Source organism: Enterococcus cecorum, from assembly GCF_052119425.1.
GTDB classification, from domain to species: Bacteria; Bacillota; Bacilli; order Lactobacillales; family Enterococcaceae; genus Enterococcus_E; species Enterococcus_E cecorum_C.
Genome location: NZ_JBQKFH010000018.1, coordinates 12,449 through 30,693, shown reverse-complemented (window position 1 = coordinate 30,693; position 18,245 = coordinate 12,449). Strand labels below are relative to the sequence as shown.

General features: G+C 37.2%; 16 protein-coding genes. 2 read left to right on the top strand and 14 right to left on the bottom strand.

Going from position 1 to position 18,245, the window contains the following annotated elements; genetic code table 11:
- Nucleotides 1–14: 14 nt before the first annotated feature.
- The 12 genes from ACTQZM_RS06130 to ACTQZM_RS06075 form a co-directional block, all read right to left on the bottom strand.
- A complete protein-coding gene (locus tag ACTQZM_RS06130; RefSeq protein ID WP_441653212.1) occupies nucleotides 15–1,820 on the bottom strand; it encodes a DUF2264 domain-containing protein in 1,806 nt (601 codons plus the stop codon).
- A gap of 84 nt (nucleotides 1,821–1,904) precedes the next feature.
- The gene (locus tag ACTQZM_RS06125) at nucleotides 1,905–2,210 is read right to left on the bottom strand and encodes a preprotein translocase subunit YajC (RefSeq protein WP_349279287.1); all 306 of its coding nucleotides are present in this window, start codon (nucleotides 2,208–2,210) and stop codon (nucleotides 1,905–1,907) included.
- A complete protein-coding gene (locus ACTQZM_RS06120; RefSeq protein WP_171300615.1) occupies nucleotides 2,210–3,028 on the bottom strand; it encodes a PTS system mannose/fructose/sorbose family transporter subunit IID in 819 nt (272 codons plus the stop codon). The genes ACTQZM_RS06125 and ACTQZM_RS06120 overlap by 1 nt, the downstream gene beginning before the upstream one ends.
- A complete protein-coding gene (locus tag ACTQZM_RS06115) occupies nucleotides 3,015–3,794 on the bottom strand; it encodes a PTS mannose/fructose/sorbose/N-acetylgalactosamine transporter subunit IIC (RefSeq protein WP_171300616.1) in 780 nt (259 codons plus the stop codon). Before ACTQZM_RS06115 ends, ACTQZM_RS06120 begins: the two co-directional genes overlap by 14 nt.
- Before the next feature lie 19 nt (nucleotides 3,795–3,813).
- On the bottom strand, nucleotides 3,814–4,305 hold the full coding sequence (locus ACTQZM_RS06110; protein WP_441653211.1) for a PTS sugar transporter subunit IIB: 492 nt from the start codon (nucleotides 4,303–4,305) through the stop codon (nucleotides 3,814–3,816).
- Between the two features lie 19 nt (nucleotides 4,306–4,324).
- Nucleotides 4,325–5,524 (bottom strand): glycoside hydrolase family 88 protein, encoded by a 1,200-nt coding sequence (locus tag ACTQZM_RS06105; RefSeq protein WP_441653210.1) that lies wholly within the window; start codon nucleotides 5,522–5,524, stop codon nucleotides 4,325–4,327.
- Entirely contained in the window at nucleotides 5,525–5,950 is a 426-nt protein-coding gene (locus ACTQZM_RS06100; RefSeq protein ID WP_171300634.1) for a PTS sugar transporter subunit IIA, read from the bottom strand. It abuts the gene before it with no gap.
- 280 nt (nucleotides 5,951–6,230) lie between these two features.
- Nucleotides 6,231–7,034 carry a gluconate 5-dehydrogenase gene (locus ACTQZM_RS06095; RefSeq protein ID WP_171300618.1) on the bottom strand — a complete coding sequence of 268 codons (804 nt, stop codon included), beginning with the start codon at nucleotides 7,032–7,034 and terminating at the stop codon, nucleotides 6,231–6,233.
- Nucleotides 7,035–7,068: 34 nt separating this feature from the next.
- Nucleotides 7,069–7,908 (bottom strand): 5-dehydro-4-deoxy-D-glucuronate isomerase, encoded by an 840-nt coding sequence (gene kduI / locus ACTQZM_RS06090; protein ID WP_441653209.1) that lies wholly within the window; start codon nucleotides 7,906–7,908, stop codon nucleotides 7,069–7,071.
- 115 nt (nucleotides 7,909–8,023) lie between these two features.
- On the bottom strand, nucleotides 8,024–9,019 hold the full coding sequence (locus tag ACTQZM_RS06085; protein ID WP_441653208.1) for a sugar kinase: 996 nt from the start codon (nucleotides 9,017–9,019) through the stop codon (nucleotides 8,024–8,026).
- Between the two features lie 2 nt (nucleotides 9,020–9,021).
- Nucleotides 9,022–9,669: a bifunctional 4-hydroxy-2-oxoglutarate aldolase/2-dehydro-3-deoxy-phosphogluconate aldolase gene (locus ACTQZM_RS06080; protein ID WP_243192045.1), complete on the bottom strand. Its 648-nt coding sequence runs from the start codon at nucleotides 9,667–9,669 to the stop codon at nucleotides 9,022–9,024.
- Between the two features lie 166 nt (nucleotides 9,670–9,835).
- On the bottom strand, nucleotides 9,836–10,591 hold the full coding sequence (locus ACTQZM_RS06075; protein ID WP_287852911.1) for an IclR family transcriptional regulator: 756 nt from the start codon (nucleotides 10,589–10,591) through the stop codon (nucleotides 9,836–9,838).
- A 536-nt stretch (nucleotides 10,592–11,127) separates the two neighbouring features.
- Here ACTQZM_RS06075 and ACTQZM_RS06070 point away from each other — a divergent pair.
- Nucleotides 11,128–11,856: a DUF975 family protein gene (locus ACTQZM_RS06070; protein WP_113842945.1), complete on the top strand. Its 729-nt coding sequence runs from the start codon at nucleotides 11,128–11,130 to the stop codon at nucleotides 11,854–11,856.
- A 43-nt stretch (nucleotides 11,857–11,899) separates the two neighbouring features.
- On the opposite strand, the gene queA is transcribed toward ACTQZM_RS06070, so the two are convergent.
- Both queA and ACTQZM_RS06060 read right to left on the bottom strand, forming a co-directional pair.
- Entirely contained in the window at nucleotides 11,900–12,931 is a 1,032-nt protein-coding gene (gene queA / locus ACTQZM_RS06065) for a tRNA preQ1(34) S-adenosylmethionine ribosyltransferase-isomerase QueA (protein WP_441653207.1), read from the bottom strand.
- 160 nt (nucleotides 12,932–13,091) lie between these two features.
- On the bottom strand, nucleotides 13,092–15,812 hold the full coding sequence (locus ACTQZM_RS06060; RefSeq protein WP_441653206.1) for a YhgE/Pip family protein: 2,721 nt from the start codon (nucleotides 15,810–15,812) through the stop codon (nucleotides 13,092–13,094).
- Nucleotides 15,813–16,389: 577 nt separating this feature from the next.
- Here ACTQZM_RS06060 and ACTQZM_RS06055 point away from each other — a divergent pair.
- Complete coding sequence (locus tag ACTQZM_RS06055) at nucleotides 16,390–18,189, top strand: heavy metal translocating P-type ATPase (RefSeq protein WP_441653205.1); 1,800 nt, start codon at nucleotides 16,390–16,392, stop codon at nucleotides 18,187–18,189.
- The last annotated feature ends 56 nt before the right edge of the window (nucleotides 18,190–18,245 follow it).

Below are 18,245 nucleotides of genomic sequence, written 5' to 3'. Positions count from 1 at the left end.
TTTCAACCGGTTTACTAGATTTTTATGATGTTTTCTTTGCCTAATGTTCGGATATAGACTAATTGTTCAGAAAGCTTGATCTCTACATGTTCTAAGTGCTTTATACTACCACCAAACAAACCGATTAGGCAGTGTTTTCCTGCTGCTACCTTGTTTTTTAATCCACACATCACCGTTCTTGGATACAACACATTCGTATTCGGTGCGTTGGCAATCAAAAACGCCTCCTGATACCCTTGGATATTCTCACAGCAAATATGACCCCTTTGACTGTGATAAGAGACTTTATTTGCCTCATGCTTTTCCGTAAAATGAGGTTCTTGCTGTACAGAAAAGCCCCCGTCACATAAATATAAAGGATAATTGCTTTGAATCTGATGAATACGCAGATGATAGCTACCCAGAGGAATAATCGTTGACTGAATCCAAACACCGGTAAACGGCTGCCAAACTTGAATGGTACGATCTTCTAGTAGATGAAACTCGGTCACTTCTTCTTTGGTGACAAAATGACGATTATCCAGACTCACCGCTAACGTACTATCAAAGCCACCCTCTGCATAACCGATTGCTGATTTTGTCACAGAAAAGCCAAACTGCGTCGAATATACAAATTTGGCATACTTACTTATTCCCTGACTTTGCGATAAACTCCATTGGGCCACAGGATAACCCAAAAGCTGCTGACCATTATCGGTTTGTTGCAACATCATTCTTGCTGATTGGATGGCATATGGTTGACCAAAAATATTTGTATTGACTTTTTCTGACATAGACTCCTGCCAAAAAGGATGATTTTTAGGAACAGCTAGGATTAAGAAACTCTTCAATGCCCAATATGGCGAACCAGGACCGTTATAACTTTCCGCCATGACCAAATTTTCATACCCATAGCCGATACTTAAATAATGGTGATTCGTAAATATTTTTTCTTGCCACCAAAAAGAAAAATGACTGCTAATGATTTGTTTAATTTTTTGCCAGGGTAAAGCTTGAATATCGGCATAAACAAGCGCTGAAAAAAAGGCAACTTGTGCAAAGCGATAGGTCAAGCTACGTCCAAAAGGTAATCCGCGTCCTTTATCATCAAAATAATACTGAAAAGTCTGAGCAAATCGAATCGCACGCTGTTTTATCTTTGCGCAACGCAGTGTATCTACCGTATGCATTTCTTTATAATAAAGCAAACTATAAAAATGAAAAGCAAAAGCAATATAGTAATCACGTTTTTCTTGACGCCCATCAAAATACCACCCTTGCCCGTCATAAAATGATTCAATAGCTAAAAAGTCCGTATCAATTTGCTCTTGTGAAAAGGGTTGTTGGCATTTACGCATCGCAATATGAATCAATACCCTGAAAAAATGCCAATTATTTTGCGGAATTTCACACGTATCCGCTAAAAGCAACCAATTATGAAGTTGCTTTTGTTCTTGTGGTGATAAGACGTCCCAAAATTTTTCTTTAGCAAGCAAGATAGAGGTCGCAATTGCCGCCATTTCTACAATTAATTGCCGATCTTCTTGTGGATGCCCCCAATACGTTGGTGATATTGGATTGACCCCTTTGATTAAACCACGTAAATAACTATGATAAATTTCAGCTAATTCTTCATCTGCTTGCTGCGATAAAAGTGGCGCTAATCCCCATAACGGTCGCAAAAAAGCCTCTACCTCGCTTGTTTTTTGCGTATAGGTTGTACCTGTATTCCCTAAATGAATACGGCCATTTTGTTGACTCATATACTTTTCTTTTAAAGGGATTAAGATTTCTTTTAATGCTAGGATATAATCTTGGCGCGTTTGAAAGTCTTGCATCATCCTATTGCCTCTTTTCTTTGTCTGTTGCATTGACCTGTTTCATGTCTGACCAACGCTTTAGATAGCCTCTAAATAAACAGAGAACTACTTAAATAGTAGTTCTCTGGATTTGCCCATTATGCTCTCTTTTTCAACGTAAACAATTGTGTTTTGTGAGATTTTTAATTCCACTAATGTTCCCTTGGTGGAGACAATTTTGCCATGAATGCCGTCTAAGAGAATCACTTCATCGCCTTTTTTCAAATTAGCGAGATATTCTTCTCTTTTTTTCATTTGTTCTTGCATTTCTTTTTGGTTACGTCTTGCCCCCATCGCTTGTAAAAGACTAGGGATAACAGAAGTGATTGCAATGACAATTAATACAATAATTGTTAGTGTTTGTGTATTCATTATGCTAGGATTCCTAACCAGCTACCGATAATACCGATAACAATTGTTAAGAGCACAATTTTGTAAGTGGTCCATTTTTTCTTCTTAATTAACCAGTATACAAAGATAGTAAATAAAGCTGGTAATAACGCTGGTGCAATTTTATCTAACATTCCTTGAATAGAAACGATTTTTTGGTCAGCACCTTCTTGAACTTTACCGGCAGCATAGGTGATTGGCACGGTAATTTTCACAAAGGTTACTGCTAAACCAGAGATAACAGTGACCCCAATAATATTGGCAACATGTGAGATACTTGCCATTTGGTCGCTTAATTTATCAATGACTTTCGTACCAAATTTGTATCCGTACATACCCGTTCCTAACTTAATTGAAGTTAAGATGATATTCATTGCTAAGAAGAATAATATTGGTCCTAAAGCTAATCCTTGTTGTGCTAAGGATGCAGCAATTGTTGAAAGTAATGGTGCCAATACGAATTGAGATAATGAATCCCCAATCCCTGCTAAAGGTCCCATTAAAGCCATCTTAATGCTACGGATTTCATCTTCTGGTCGATCATTTTCTAACATTACTAAGTGTAAGCTCGTAATGAATGGTAAGAAGTGAGGATTGGTATTATAGAATTCGCAGTTATCTTCTAACGCTTTACATAAGGCTTTTTGATCATTACCATAGTGTTTTTTCAACGCTGGATAAATCACGTTAGCATATCCAATTCCTTGATAGTTACTATAGTTAAAGCCATTTTGTAAGAAGAATGCACGTAATGAAGTTACTAGATAGTCTTTTTTCGTTAGTTTGTTAGATCCAGTCATCTTGTTCGCCTCCTTGGTTGTCTGCAGCTACTGTTTTAGGTTGACGGTAGAATTCCATTAAGGCGAAAATTGTACCGATAATTGCGATTCCGATAATTGGAATTTGTAAGTATGCCGCACAAATATAGCCTAGTAGTACGAATGGAATTAATTCTTTCTTCGCCATTACTGATAAAATCATTGCAAAACCGATAGCAGGAAGCATTTTACCAGCTAAACTCAAACCACTTAATAATACTGGTGGAATTAAATCAACTAATTTTAGTAAAGTTTCCATTGAGTATGCACCCAAGAAACCAATCGCAAATCCCATGACAACGAATACCCAGATTGTTCCGTTTGCATTCATTTTGAATTTGCTCATGTTGCCGCTTTGTAGACCTTTCACCGCAGATTCAGGCGCACCAGCACGAATCGTATAAGCAAAAGTTTGTAAGAATTGTACACCCACAGCGATTGGGGTAGATAAGGCTAAAGCTGCTTCAGGCGTTACCTTACCTGCACTTGTAATAGCCATTAAAGTACCGAAAATCCCAGGTCCGATTGGGTTAGGTGGTACAGTTCCCCCAGCACCAACACCAAATCCCATGTAAGCTAACTCACTGATTGCCCCCATCGCTAAGGCAGTAGGTAGATCTCCTAAGATAATCCCTACACCAAAGGAAAGGATGATACAACGGTTTGTATAAAGTCCCAATAGTAAACCGCTAAAACAGAATGCGGTCCATGCACCAATTAAGAGTGCTTGAATGATATTAATTTCCATCTTCTTTTTCTCCTATTCTTTAGATATAGTCTAAAAGATTTACTTCATGTGCTCCATCATTTCCAGAAGGAGTCGTTTTGGTATTAAATGTTACATGATAACTTTCACTTAATTCTCGAATAATTTCTTTGTCTTTGTCGTCTAAATAAATAGAGCGTGTTACTTGTTCTTTTCCCGGAGCATTATGAATATTACCGATGTTCAATTCTTTAATTGGTACGCCTCCTTTCACTAAGGTTAAGGCATCGGCTAAATCTTTAATGACAATAAAAATTGTTTGCGCAGGACTTGCTTTATGGATGATATCAATCACTTTTTGTAATGGGAAGAAACGCATTGCAACAGATCCTGGAATGACTGTTTTCATCAAAGTTTGTTGCATTTTATCGTTACTTACTGCATCATTTGCTACAATAACTGTATTACATCCTAATGATTTAACCCATAATTGTCCTTGTCCATGGATTAAACGTTCATCCACACGTGCCATCACAATATTTGGTGTTGCCATTTTCTATTCCTCCTAATTTTTACCAGTATAATTCCCAATCTTTGTAGAATCGAATCAATGCCTCTAAGTAATAGTAGTCGCCCCAGATATTTCCTTCATCCACGCCTTTACCTGAGTGCCATGAATACACACCATGTAAAAGAAGTGGTCTACCTGGTTTGATTTCGCGATTGGCATAGTTGTCAATTAATGAACGTAACATCGCATGCATCGCGTATTTATAGGTTAATTTATCACTATCTACTTCAGGCAAGTGTTTCAACATTTCATGCATCCCACATACCGCTGTGGCAGTTGCTGAAGAATCTCTTGAATGACCTGATCCATCGCCAAAAATCAAATCCCAATAAGAAACATGATCTTTTGGCAAACGATTTAAGAAATAATTCGTCATCCCTTTAAACAATCCAAAGCAATCTTCATCTTTCACAAAGCGATAAGTCAATGGAATACCATAAATTCCCCAAGCTTGACCACGAGCCCAGGCTGAGTCATCACTATAACCTTGACGTGTCACACCTTTTAGAGGTTCACCCGTCTTTGGATCAAAGTAAAAAGTATGGAAAGCTGAGGCATCATCACGAATCACATTATTGGCAGAAGTGTAAAAATGTTGGGTTGCCATTTGTGCATATTTTGGATCCCCCGTTTGCTCACTCGCCCAGAATAATAATTGAATATTTAATAAGCAATCAATAATTAAACGATAATGTTCAGGCTTACCTAACTCACCCCAAGCTTGGATGAAACCACCGACCTCTTGATAACGTTCAATTAATTTATCCGCTGCCAAGATTGCGGCTTTTCTTGCTTCAGGTGTATGCAAAAGTTTATATTCGGCCATACATGAAGGCGTATACAAAAATCCTAAATCATGATGATCTAACTCAATCCGTTTTTCCACACGATCTAAGAAAGAACGATCATTGGCTTGTGCGAGCTCCTTCATCGCTTCTTCATTCGTATATTCATAACCTAACCATAACTCACCTGTCCAAAAGCCATTGGTCCATTCGGTATTGTCCATTTTTGGATAAAGATTATCGAAAGTAGCAGGTGTTGGAAATTCATCTTTAAAATATGCCATATTCACGCGAAGTTGTTCCATCGCTAAATCAATTGCAGCTTTCACTTCGGCTTTTGTAAGTAGAGGTTGGTCTAAAAAGCGCTCAGGATTTTTGATTTCTTCAATTGCAACCGTTTTAATTTTATTTGTCACTTAAATTCCTCCCTCGAACTCATCTTCTTGATCCTCTGCAGCAAATAAAGACTGTGCATGAACCACGCCATCTTTTGCAGTGTTTACTAATTTATCGACTAATTCATCAAAGTCTAACATATTACGTGCAAATACCGCTTCAATTAACATTGCCAAATTCAATCCTGAAAGCACATTCATTTTTCCGTTGAACGTTGTCATCAATTCAGTACTTACTTTAAAAGGTGTGCCACCCAACAAATCAGTCAAAACTAATACTTCTGATTGATTTTCCAGTTCAGCTGCAATTTTTTCTTTGACTGTTTGCGCGGACATTCCTTCAGAAAAATCAATCACTGCCACATCTTCTTGTTTGCCAGCAATCAATTCCAAAGCACTAGCCGCTCCAGTAGCAAAATGTCCATGAGCCACAACTACTAATTTAATCACTTTATCGCATCCTCTCTTTATGTTTACCGGTTTATCTGTTGATTAAACTATACCATTTACCATAACAATTGTAAAGGCTTTTTTAAAATGATTTTGATTTTTTATGAAAATGAATAATTGCTTAATTTAAGTTATACCAACAAATTTTTGAAAGCATAATATAAATTATTAGTTATTTTAAAATAGGTGGAGTGCTTGTATACAAAGGTTTTTCGTAATTAAAAATACAAGCACCCATACCTATATGAAAAGCGGTTTACTTTTTGGTCAAATAAGACTATGGTTGTTTACCAATATAAGCTAGAATTCCGCCATCAACATAAAGAATATGACCATTGACAAAATCAGAAGCTTCAGACGCTAAGAATACTGCAGGACCAGCTAAATCATCCGGCGTACCCCACCGTGCAGCAGGTGTACGACCTACAATAAATTGATCAAATGGATGACGTTCTCCATTTTCTTGTAATTCACGTAATGGGGCTGTTTGAGGTGTAGCAATATAGCCAGGGCCAATTCCGTTACATTGAATATTGTATTGGCCGTACTCAGAAGCAATGTTTTTCGTTAACATCTTCAAGCCACCTTTAGCCGCAGCATAAGCACTGACTGTTTCACGACCTAACTCACTCATCATAGAGCAAATATTAATAATTTTACCAGCACCTTTTTCAATCATATCTGGAAGGACAGCCTTAGACATAATAAATGGTGCATTCAAATCCACATCGATGACTTGACGAAAATCTTTAGCTTCCATTTCAATCATTGGAATACGTTTGATAATTCCGGCGTTGTTCACTAAAATATCAATGACTCCGACTTCTTCTTTGATTTGTGCCACCATTTTCTTCACAGCTTCTTCATCCGTTACATCACACACATAACCATGGGCTTTAATGCCTTCTTTTTCATAGTTGGCTAAACCTTGATCCACTGATTCTTGATTCAAATTATTAAAAACAATCGTTGCGCCAGCTTTGGCTAATGATTTAGCAATTTCAAAACCAATACCATATACCGCACCAGTGACTAATGCTACTTTTCCATCTAAACGGAATTTATCCATTTCAAAACTCATTTCATCTCTTCCTTTCTGATACTTATTAATTGTATTATCTTAAATCATCCATTGCGACCATATCCATATCAGTATAGGTAATATTTTCGCCACACATTGCCCAAATGAAGGAATAATTGCTTGTTCCGACACCTGAATGAATAGACCAACTAGGTGAGATTGTCGCTTGTTCATTACCCATTACTAAATGCTTTGTTTCATCCGGTTTACCCATCATATGGAACACTTTAGTATCCGCTTCCATATCAAAATACACGTAAGCTTCCATGCGACGTTCATGTGTATGACATGGCATCGTGTTCCAAGAGCTACCTGGTTCTAAGATGGTATAACCCATTTGTAATTGGCAGCTTTGACAAACATTTGGATGAACATATTGATAAATTTTACGTTCATTTAAAGTTAATTTTTCGCCTGTTTCTAATGGTTTAATCTGATCAATGCTAATCTTCATATTTGGATAGGTGTGATGAGCAGGCACTGAACTTACATAAAATTTTGCTGGATTACTTGCATCTTGAGACTCAAATTTGACCTCTTTCGTTCCCATACCGATGTAGTAACCATCTTGTTTTTTCATTTCTTCTTTTTGACCATTAATCGTGATAAAACCAGGGCCACCAATATTAATGACACCCAATTCACGACGTTCTAGGAAGAAATCGACACCTAATTCAGTCGACAATACAATTTCGAGTGGTTCTGTCGTAGGGGTCACTCCTCCAAAAATCATACGGTCATTATGCGTATAAGTTAAACGAATATCGCCTGGTACAAAGACTTCTTCTACTAAAAACTCCTTACGTAACTGTTCTGTTGAATAATGACGGATATCTTCGGGTGCGTGTGCGTAACGCGTTTCCATCTTTTGCATTTCTCTTTTCCTCCTTACACTTATTTCCTATAAAGAAAATATATTTTACATTTAAGAAATTTACAAATTCATTATACATAAGTAAACCGGTTTTGAAAAGGCTTTTTTACAAATATTATCGGTTTATTTTACTAGAATCATTTTCAAGGTAGGCTTGCACTTCTGATAGCGTAAATTGATTACAGTCGCCATAGACCATATGTTTTAATGCTGAAGCCGCGGTTCCAAAGTCTACGATCGCTTGAGGCTCATATTCACTAAGCAAACCATGGATAATCCCTGCAGAATAAGCATCCCCGCCACCTACACGATCAACAATTTCAGGGATGTCGATCACTTTAGATTCATAATAGGCATTTTGATAATAAAGTGTTCCTTGTAACTGATTATGTTTGGCAGAAAGTATGGTCCGATTGGTCGAATAAATCACTTGAATATTTGAATAAAGTTTTTGCATTTCTTGGTAGCATTGTTCTAGTGGTAGAAGTTCTGCATGCTTAATACCAAGTAAATATTGGGCATCTAGACGACCAGCAGATAAATAATCAACATAAGGCAAAATTTTTTTTAGTGCTTCCGCTGCTTGGGCTTGACTCCAAAGTTTACCTCTAAAATTAATGTCAAAACTGATTTTAACGCCTCTTGATTTTGCTTCTTTCATCAATTTGATTAACAATTCTAGCCAAGCAGGACTTAAAGCAGGTGTAATCCCAGATAAATGTAATAAATCAATCCCTGCAAACAAATCCATTCTTTCCCATTCATTTTCAGTCATCTGAGAAAAACTCGAAAAGGCGCGATCATAAATGACATTAGCCGCTTTAATACCCACTCCTTGTTCTAAAAAGTAAACACCTAAGCGCTGACCACCAAAAAGTAGAAAATCAGTATGCACACCAAAACGATTCAAATGCCGTTTAACCGCTAAACCTAATGCATTATCGGGTACTTTACTGGCAAAGTATGCTTGATGACCAAAATTGGCCAAACTAATCGCTACATTGGCTTCTCCTCCGCCATAATGTGCAAGCATCTCATCTGTACAGGCTAACCGGTTTTCTTTTGTTGAAAGTCTAAGCATAATTTCTCCTAAAGTAAGTATCTCTGCCATAACTATCCCTCGCGAATTTCTTGTAATTTAGCCATATATTGTCCCGCTACTTTGGTAATTGCAGGATAATCTTCATTTTTTAGAGGTGCTAATAAATTACCGCCCACACCGACAGCAACGACACCTGCTTTGAACCATTCCGCCATATTATCCAAGCTCACACCACCAGTCGGCATAATGTTTAACTGTGGCAATGGTGCTTTGAATGCGCCAACAATTTTCGGACCAAAAGCAGATCCTGGGAATAATTTCACGATATCTGCACCCGCTTTTAAGGCTTCCTTCATTTCATTAATAGTCATACATCCCGGTAGGTAAGGAATTTGATATAGGTTGCAAATTTTGGCTGTTTCTATATCAAAACAAGGACTTACAATAAATGCTGCACCTGCCATTATCGCTAAACGAGCAGTCGTAGCATCCAGAACCGTACCTGCACCGATTACCACTTCTTCATCATCAGCATACTTTTCAGACAAAGTACGGATGGCTTCTTGCGCATTTGGTACTGTAAAGGTTAATTCGATTCCTTTCATGCCACCTGCAACAATCGCTTCACTTGCTTTGATTGCTTGTTGTGCTGAATCACCGCGAACCACTGCAATGACACCACAATTAGCCAGCTTGTTTAGAATATCCACACGTTTCATCTCTATCACTCTTTCTTATTTGGAAATTATAATTTACCTTTTAGAAATACAAGTAGAGTATACCGCAAAATCAAAATATTTGAAAGGGATCTTATTAAATAATTTTCCACATAAAAAAAAGAAGACTTAGCACCATGACCAAATCTTCAACATCTAATTATGTATATTATTTTAATTCTTTTTCAATATCGGCCTTTGCTTCTAAAATTGCTTGGATGACCTTCTCTTGATAGCTATTTGTTACACGGAATTTAGGTAAACTAATACTCATCGCCCCAACGATCTGTCCCTTATTCATCAATGCAGTACCTATACAAAAAATATCCTTTTCCATTTCCTCATTATCAAAAGCAATCCCACTCGCTCTAATTTCTGATAATTCTTGCTTTAATTTTAGTGGATTTGTAATTGTATTTACGGTAAATGGCTTTAATTCATTTGTCTCTAAATAACTATCCACTTCAGATTCGCTCATCATCGCCAGAACTGCCTTGCCCATCGCTGAACTATATAGTGGGCGACTAATCCCAACTTTTGATGACATACGAATTGACTGAAATTTTGGTTCTAATTTATTGACGTAATAAATTTCAGAATTACTTAAAACGCCCAAATGAATTGTCTCATCAATTTTTTCTTGTAGTTTTTCCAAGTGAGGCAAACTTTGCTCAATCAAATCAATTTGTTCGATATTCTGATTGGCATAACGTACTAGTTTTGCCCCTAATTGATAGGTTTTTTCTTCGCTTTTTTTGACATAACCTATTAAATTTAATGTATCTAAAATTTTTAAAGTTGTAGGCATGGTCATTTGGCATTGATGAGCTATTTCTTGTAAGCCGATATGGGGATTTTCAGCAATACAATCAATAATTTTTGCCGCCTTAATCAAAACAGTGCCATAAGGTTTCGTTTGTCCCATTCTCTCACCTTTTCCATTTAAGAAATCTTTTTTTCTTTATCATAAAACAAACAATTGACTGAATCAAGTGCAAAAAAAGGACCCGGATAAACCGAGTCCTAATTAGAAGGCCGAGCTGAGATGATTGGTAGCAAAGTCCTTGCTTTTTACAAATCGTTGTTTCATTTACAATCTCTACACTAAAATTATTCGGGCACTAATAAACTTTCTCACTGCGTACCTCTTACACTACATTGCAAGTTGACTTTGCATACACTTTAGGTGAATCTTGTAGATTTAACAAATTTTGTTGCTCTTGCTACTACTTTCTCTTTTACTTTTTTGTTTCATGCGTGCTATATAGTCGACGCCTTTTCCATTATTAGTAGTAAATCTTGGGTGTTTTATTGATTATTTACTTTTATCTCTCAGCTTCTTTCCTCCCTTACAATGATAGTATAGCACTAGTTGTAACCGTTTGCAACTAAAAAGCATGAATAACTTTCAGTATTTTTTGAAAACTTTTTTTGCTATAATGTCTTTAAAGGAGTGATTTCATGTCTCGTGCTGAACTAAAACTACAAGCGAAATATTTACTCAAAGGGCGCTATACGCAAGCGATTTTAATCTGCCTCATTCCAACTTTATTATCCATTGGTATTACTTACACTGGCTTTTTAGCTAGTACTGTTTACGCTATGATTCATTCTAGCTTATTGCAAAACCGCTCCTTTGATTCTGTATTATCTTATTCTTTAGATTTCTCTGATTTACCTTCAAGTTGTTTTGTAGATCTAATTAGTTTTTATCTTTTAACTGCGATTTTTTGGACTTTTATTAATCTGAGTCGTGGCAAAAAAACACAAATCAGTCTTATCAACGATGGCTTTCAGACAATTTCTAGAAAGCATCTCATTCCTTTATTTTGCCTGTACATTTTAAGAGGAATTTTTCTTTTAGGATGGAGTTTGCTACTAATCATTCCGGGTGTTATCAAAGGTTACGCTTACTCTCAGGCTGAATTTGTCTATTATGATCTTTATGAAAAAACCGGAGAACGTCCTGATTTACTTGAATGTCTGAAACGCAGCGAGCAAATGATGAAAGGCCATAAGTTTGAATATTTCGTCTTAGATTTAAGTTTCATCGGCTGGCAAATTTTATGTTTTATGACTCTAGGGCTTGGTTATTTATGGCTTAATCCTTATATGTACATGACAAAAGCAGTCTTTTATAATGAGTTGGCAAAAAAAGAACATCTTATTGAACCGGATGATTTCCATTAAAAAAGCGGGGAGGCAATGAGCAGCTTCCCCGTTTTATTTTGACTTAAAAAATGAACATTGCATCGCCGAATGAAAAGAAACGATACTTTTCTTCAATGGCGTGTTGATAAGCAGCAAGCACTTGTTCACGACCCGCAAAAGCACTCACTAACATCACTAAAGTTGACTTAGGTAAGTGAAAATTAGTAGAAAAAGCATCCACTACTTTGAACTCATATCCTGGTGTAATAAAGATATTGGTCCAACCACTATCTGCTTGAATTTTTCCATCAAATTTGCTACCAATCGTTTCTAAAGTACGAATAGAAGTCGTACCTACCGCAACAATTCGACCCCCATTCGCCTTCACTTCATTGAGCGTCTGTGCAGCATCAGGGCTTAATGAATAAAACTCACTATGCATTTCATGTTCTGCAATATTATCCACACTCACTGGTCTAAAGGTCCCTAAACCAACATGAAGTGTCAAATAAACCAATTTCACACCTTTAGCTTCGATTTTGGCTAATAAATCTTTAGTAAAGTGTAGCCCCGCAGTTGGTGCCGCTGCTGAGCCATTTTCCTTGGCATAAACTGTTTGATAACGATCAGGATCTTCTAGGCGTTCTTTGATATATGGAGGTAGTGGCATTTCTCCTAATGATTCCAATATTTCAAGAAAAATCCCATCATATTTGAAATCAATTATTCTACCACCATGATCTAATTCTTCTTTAACGACTGCCTTCAATCGACCATCACCAAAAGAAATTTCTGTTCCGACTTTGGCACGTTTTGCTGGTTTAATTAAGACTTCCCACTCATCATTGACTGTATTGTTCAAAAGCAAAATTTCTAAGTGTGCGCCAGTTTCGACCTTTTCGCCATGTAAGCGAGCTGGTAATACTCGGCTATTATTCATTACCAAAGCATCGCCTGGATTCAGATAATCAATAATATCGTAAAAATGTTTATCAGTTAATTCTCCTGTTTGGCGATTCATCACTAACAATCTAGAACTTGTCCGCTCCTTTAACGGGGTTTGCGCAATCAGTTCTTCAGGTAGATCAAAATCAAAATCTTCTGTTGTTAACATATTTTTCCTACTTTCTAATTCTATTAATCGCCCCATCATTGTACCACAAAATATCACGAATACCAAAAAACGACGAAATACACAATAAAATGCATTTCGTCGTTTTTCATAAGTTAAGGAAACCTTAGCTGCTTGGAGCTGACCGACCCGCCTCACATCCTTAGTGAAAGAAGTGGCTGTTTTTGGTGCGGTGGTTGAATTTTTTCACCATGGCGTCGTTTGTTGGGAAGAAGATGGTGCCAAAAATGACAAATAATAATCCAGCGCAAATCAAGAAGATGATATCTACCCACATATTTCTCAAGTAAATTCCTCCTGTTGCTTCTCGTAATAAATTGACCGCATACGTAAATGGCAACCATGGATTAATCCATCTAAAGAATGCACCGGAAACTTGGATTGGATAGTTTCCGCCACCACCGGATATCGAAAGCACCAGCAAGATAATTCCCAGACCTTTACCGACATTACCAAAAAGACTAACAAGCACATAAATAATCGACATAAAGGTAAGTCCAATAAAGACAGTAAACGCAATATACCAACCTGGATTTGTGACACTGACATTCAATAAATACAGATTACCCAGTACAACAATTAAGCTTTGGCCGAGTCCTATCGTTAAGAACGAGAGCATACGAGCAAAGAATTGTTCACGTAAAGTATATTTGCCTTTTTGACGGTCATTCAGATACACACTCGTACTTGCTAAACTTGAAAGTAATAATGAGCCCACCCATAGACAAAGTGCAGTATAAAACGGTGCACTAGCCGAACCGTTATTCTTAATTGGATAAAAGGCCGTTGTTTTTAACTTCACTGGTTCTTTGAAGAAATCTGCTTCTTTTTGAGCATTCACTTTCAACAATTCGATTAGTTCATCCAATGGCAATTTGGTTTCGCCTACTTGCAAGGCTTGCGCTGATTTTTGGATGGCTGTACGTACCACTGGCCAATCTTGATTGATAAACGTATTCACCTGCTGAATGGTTTGATCTAATTCAGGCATTTTCGCATCAATTTGTTTGAGTGCTTGTCGATAATCTCTTTCAATCACTGGCAAATCTTGTTGTGCAAATTGACTTGCTTGGGCCAATTTTTGTTTGGTTTGTGGCCAATCATTTTGATAGAATTGCACTGCTTGATTCACACCATTCGTAAATTCGCCCATATGACTTTTCGCAAGTTGGTTAGCTGCTTGAAGTTTTTGTTGATAACTAGGTAAATCCGTAGAAACTGTTTCTAAAATTTGAATACCTTGATTTAACACGCGATTTGTATTATCTAATAGATCTTTTAAGTCAATTTGGCTAACCTCACCTAATACTTTTTGGCTGTCTTTAAGGATTGGCAATAATTGATTGCTTAACGTGTCATTAATTTGGCTACTTAATCCAGTTAAATCAATTTCTTGCAAGATACGGTTAAAATCATTGTTTATCCCTTGAAGTTGACTCACTAACTTCTGTGCAGTTGTTAATTGATTTGGTAAATTAGCAAGCACGCCATTGATTTGTCCAGCCTTTTCTTGCATTTGAGTGATTTTGGCTAACAATTGATTTAATTGACTGATAGACTGGCTAAAATCTTTACCCGTAATTTTCCCTAGTACTTCTAAATATTGGATTTGTTTTTCGATCGTTTGTTTCGTTTGATTCACTCGTTCATCTATTTTTGTGACTAGCATTTGTAGTTGTTGGCGTTGCTCAGGGGTAAGTTGCGCTTGATCAACTACTTGCAAATCTTGACTAAGTTGGTCTAAAAAGCTGCTCATGGTTTGTGAAAAGAGTAAAAGTGTTTGTAATTGCAGATTTAAACTATTTTCAATACTTGGCAAAGCTTCCTGGAATTTTTCGACACCTGTAACCGAGTCTGTTAGTAATTGATTCGATTTGTCATTAAAATCTTGAATCGTTGGTACTAACCCTTGCACTTGAGTTACTAAACTTATCGCACTCTTCGCCTCTTCTATACTCTTAGTTAAAATTGGCTGCACTTTGGAAAAATCTTGATTTAATTGATCTAAACGGTTAGGCACCTGTTGAATAGCTGGCAATTGTTTTTGCACCTTTAAAAGCGTCTGTCCTACCTGATCTAGCTGATTGGTATGTTGGTTGACAGCGATTAATTTATCTGCCAGTCGATTGATTTCTGGATAATAATTCGGAACTTTTTGCGCTAAAGCATATTTTTCCTTAATTTCAGGTAATTTTTGTTGTAAATCTTTTAACTGATTCACATACGCATCCATTTGCGCTAAATTGTCGTTAGTCTTCATCAATAATTGACTTAAATGTTCAATTTCGCCATAGTTGGTCTCTAAGGAAACACCGGCTTTGTTCATCGTTTCGGCTAAAATTTGACTAGAAGTTGCGATAAAATTATCCGTAATCTCACTTTGTAATGTTGAGGCGCCTTTATCAGTTATTTTAGGTGCGATGGCATTGATTTTAGCATTGTAAAAATACTCTATTTCAGGCTTTTCAATCGTTCCACCTATAAAACTGACTAAATCTTTGGAAAAATTCTTTGGTAAATAAATGCCAGCATAATATTTTCCTGAACGAACCCCATCTTCTAAAACGTCTTTGGATTTCACAAAAGTCCAGCCTAATTGATGATTTTGATGGAGCTGTTCGCTGACCATTTGACCGATATCAATTTTCTTTCCTTCTAAATTCACTCCAGCATCCGCACTATACACCGCAATTGGTAAATCTCTCGTATTGCCATAAGGGTCCCACAAAGCTTTGATATTAAACCAAGCATACAGTGAAGGTAGAATCAGCATCGCTACCACCAAGAATACCGCTGTAGGAACGGAAAAAATTCGACGCCAATCCATCAGGTAAAGTTCTTTGATTGCTCTAATTGTTTTCATCGTTATCACATCCTCGCTTATTCTTTATCTATTCATTATAATTACTATCTAAAAAAGCACATCTTACTTTTTTCTATTAATTCTGACAATCTTAGCAACTCATCTCAAATCGACCCGCCTCACATCCTTTGTTTAATCTGTGTTCGGCAGCTAGACATTGTGAAATTCGCCCTCCCGCTTGTGAAAATCTCCTTTCATCCGATTTTCTCAGCGGTAGGTAAGCACACGAATTTCTTCGAGGCTTCCCAAGCTGCCTCGCATCCTTAGTTTTAATCTGTGTTCGGCGACTAGCTACTTCGGCGTATAAGCCACCCCGTCTGGGAAAGTCTTTACTTCTCGGACTTTCCCGACGTGTTGGACAAACTTATCCGCTCGTAGCTAATCGAGTCGCCTCACATCCTTAGTTTTATTTTACCAAATTTTGTATGGTTTGGCTTGTTTAAACCTAATTTAAAATAATTGCAATTGAAAAAGATTATCAATTACATATATCAACGATTATCGTTCTCAATTAGGTTATTTAATTATCAATTAAGTTTGATTGATGCTATACTCAAGGTGAAAGAGGGGAAGAAAAATGTCTGATCAAAAAAAATTATATATAACTATTCTAATTGGCGTAATCGCACTTATTTTGCAATTTGTTTTTCATCAAGAGCTAGCAGCACAAGTCATCGTGACCGTTATCAGTAGTATCATTGCCTTTTCGATGTTTATTGAAATGATTCAAACTTTGCGTCAAGGAAATTTTGGCGTCGATATCTTAGCAATTACAGCTATTGTCTCAACACTAATCGTTGGTGAATATTGGGCCAGCTTAGTCGTCCTTATCATGCTTACTGGTGGCGAATCATTGGAAAATTATGCTGGAAAAAAAGCAAACCAAGAATTACAAAGCTTACTCGACCAAACACCTGAAATTGCTCACGTGATTGAAGAGGAAGAATTAGTCGACTATCCACTAGAAAAAATTAAAGTGGGGCAAACAATTGTCGTTAAACCTAATGAAATGATTCCAATCGATGGGGAATTATTAGATGAAGTAGCAACCATTAATGAAGCTTCCTTAACAGGTGAATCCATTCCTGTTGAAAAGAAACAAGGGGAAAACTTGATGTCAGGAGCGATCAATGGGGATGTCAGTTTACATTTAAAAGTAACGCATTTAGCCGTAGATAGTCAGTACCAACGCTTGGTGCAACTGGTGCAACAATCCAGTGAAACGCCAGCAAGCTTTGTCCGAATGGCAGATAGATATGCCATTCCATTCACTTTACTTGCTTATATTCTAGGTGGAATTGCTTGGTATTTAAGTAAAGATCCCATTCGTTTTGCACAAGTCATGGTCGTTGCTTCTCCATGTCCGTTAATTTTAGCAGCGCCGATTGCTTTCGTGGCTGGGATGAGTCGTGAAAGCCGGCATGGAATTGTTGTTAAAAACGGAACAGCAATAGAGAAACTGGCTCACCTAAAAAACATTGCCTTTGATAAAACAGGAACCATCACTTCAGGAATATTGAAAGTTGAAAATATTGCGCATACTGATGCTATTTCAACAACTGATTTTTTACAAATTGTAGCAAGTCTAGAACAAAACTCTACCCATATTTTAGCTAGAAGTATCGTCCAAGAAGCCAAAAATCAACATATTGAATTCTTACCAATTGATGCCATCAGTGAAATCAAAGGGCAAGGAATTAAAGGTAGTGTTGAGAACCATACTTATATGATTGGTAAAAGTAGTCTGATTCAAACGGGGCTTCCTCGAGATTTGACCAATAAAACCAGTGTCTTTGTCGCACAAAATGGTCAATATCTCGGTCACTTTACCTTTACTGATACATTACGTCCAGAAGCTAAACAGACGATTCAACAACTGCGCAATCTAGGAATACAACACTTAATTATGGTAACAGGCGATAAAAAATTAGCTGCCCAAAAAGTGGCCAAAGCAGTCGGCATTGATACTGAAGATGTCTTTGCTGAATGTCTACCCGAAGAAAAAATTAGCCATATCCAAAAAACCATTGCAAATCACGGATTAACGGCAATGGTTGGCGATGGAATTAATGATGCTCCTGCGCTTGCCACTGCGAGTGTCGGGATTGCAATGGGGGCTCACGGGGCAACGGCTGCCAGCGAAACTGCAGATGTCGTCATTTTAAGAGATGATTTTAGCAAAGTCGCCCAAAGTATTACGATTGCTAAAGATACCGTAAAAATTGCCCAACAATCTGTGCTCATTGGGATTGCAGTGTGTGTTGTCTTAATGTTTATCGCATCATTTGGATTGATTCCAACCTTTATTGGTGCCATGTTCCAAGAAGTGGTAGATGTCGTCGCTATTATCAGTGCGTTACGAGCTCATAATGACTAAAAAGAACCATCACTCTCCCAAAAAGGAGAGGATGGTTCTTTTACTTTTTCCTTCAA